This is a genomic window from Streptomyces sp. NPDC055815 (assembly GCF_053616475.1).
On record NZ_JBSHDU010000184.1, the window covers coordinates 1 to 1,930 of the forward strand.

A 1,930-nucleotide genomic window follows, 5' to 3' on the forward strand; every position below is an offset into this window, starting at 1 on the left:
TGTGGGCCCGCGCCCGCGCTGGGCTTCGCCCCGCTGCCGTGTGGGCAATCGTCCCGCTGGGGCGGGACGGGTGGGCACACGGGACGGCGCCCTCTCGCGGCGCCTCCGCGTTCCGCGCCCCGACCCGCACCCACTGTGGCGGCGTGCATCCGGTGCGGGTTCAGGCGCGGAAGCCTCTGGCGCCGGCAAGGGCGCCGTCCCGTGTGCCCACCCGTCCCGCCCCAGCGGGACGATTGCCCACACGGCAGCGGGGCGAAGCCCAGCGCGGGCGCGGGCCCACACGGGGCGCGGGCCGAGGCGCCGCTCAGCCGGGGCGCGGGCTCGGTACCGTGCTGCGCTTCAGTCGCGGGGCGCGCGGGCGAGTTGGCGGGATTGGGCTACCAGGCGGTTCGCGCTGTCCCAGACCTCCGCGTCCTCCTCCAGGAAGCCGCCGGCCAGGTTCCGCGTGGTGATGGAGACACGGAGGGGGCCGGGGGCCGGGCGGCAGCGGACGTGCGTGGTGAGCTCCACGGTCGGCGTCCAGCCCTTGAGGCCCAGCTCGAACGAGGTCGGCGGCAGGGCGTCGACCGCGAGCAGCACGGACAGCGCGTCGGGCTCGCGCCCGTCGGCCAGGCCGAACCACGCGCGCATCTCGCCCTTGCCCGAGGGCGCGCCGACCGCCCAGCCCACGCAGGCCGGGTCGAGACGGAGGTCGAGCCGGTCGGCGATGGCCGAGGAGCCGGGGATCCTGGGGGCCGGGTTGTCCGCGGCGCTGAAGCAGTTCTCGATCGCCGCCATCGCCGGGGGCGTCGCCGTGGTGCGCACGTCGTCCGGGAGGGCGTCGAGGTCTCCGTACGAGGCGAGGACCCGGATGCGCTCGACCTCGGTGCCGTCCTCCTCGTACTGGAAGAGGGAGGCCTGTCCGGTGGAGAGGGTCCGGCCGGTGCGCACGGTCTGCGTCCGGACCACCGCGGGGCCCGGCACGGACGGCGTGAGGTAGTGCGCCGAGATGGTGAAGGGGTCCGGGTGCGGGAGGTGGTCGCCGAGGGCGCGGCCGAGCAGCGCGAGGAGGTAGCCGCCGTTGACGGCGCGGATGATCGTCCATCCGGCGGAGAGGTCGGCGTCGTAGACGCCGGGTTCCCGGAGGGTGACGGCGGTGTCGCGGTCGAACTCGCTCGTGACGGCGGTTTCCGTGCTCGTGCTCATGTTTCCGACGGTACCGCAGGTAGCTACTGAGCGGTAGCTTTTTCGGGTTCCTCGGTCGCGGACGAGCGGCGGTTCCAGGCCCGCGGCGCGCGCCAGTGGTAGCGCATGGCGAGCAGCCGCAGCGCGAAGGCGGTGAGGACGGCGGCTCCGCTGGTGAAGGCGTTGAGCGCGTCGAACCGGATGCAGAGCACGACCATCGTCGCGCCGACGATCGCCGGGACGGCGTACAGGTCGCGGTCCCATCGCAGCAGCGACGGCACCTCGTTGGCCAGGACGTCGCGCAGCACGCCGCCGCCCACGGCCGTGGCGAGACCGAGCGCCGCGGAGGAGGTGAGGCCGAGCCCGTAGTCGTACGCCTTGGTCGTACCGGTCACACAGAACAGTCCCAGGCCGGCCGCGTCGAAGACGTTCACCGCGGTCTGGGTGCGCTCGACCTCCGGGTGGAGGAAGAAGACGAAGGCCGTCGCGATCAGCGGCATCAGGAAGTAGCCGAGATCGGTGAAGGCGGCGGGGGGTACGGCGCCGATGATCAGGTCGCGGAAGAGACCGCCGCCGAGGGCCGTGACCTCGGCGAGGACGGCGATGCCGAAGACGTCGAAGTTCTTGCGGACGGCGAGGAGGGCGCCGGAGATGGCGAAGACGAAGATGCCGACGAGGTCGAGGGCGTGTTGAACGGAGGGGGTGAACAATTCGTGGAGCACGCGCCCCATTGTCCCGGTACCGCGGACGGCGGAGGCCCCCGGCA

At 73.4% G+C, this 1,930-nt stretch carries 2 protein-coding genes; both read right to left on the bottom strand.

Annotated features, from left to right (window positions below; translation table 11 throughout):
* Positions 1–339 precede the first annotated feature (339 nt).
* Entirely contained in the window at positions 340–1,185 is an 846-nt protein-coding gene (locus tag ACWGN5_RS41850) for a thioesterase family protein (protein WP_453524280.1), read from the bottom strand.
* 23 nt (positions 1,186–1,208) lie between these two features.
* Positions 1,209–1,886, bottom strand: a complete 678-nt coding sequence (locus tag ACWGN5_RS41855; RefSeq protein WP_392156752.1) for a trimeric intracellular cation channel family protein — start codon at positions 1,884–1,886, stop codon at positions 1,209–1,211.
* Positions 1,887–1,930: the final 44 nt, after the last annotated feature.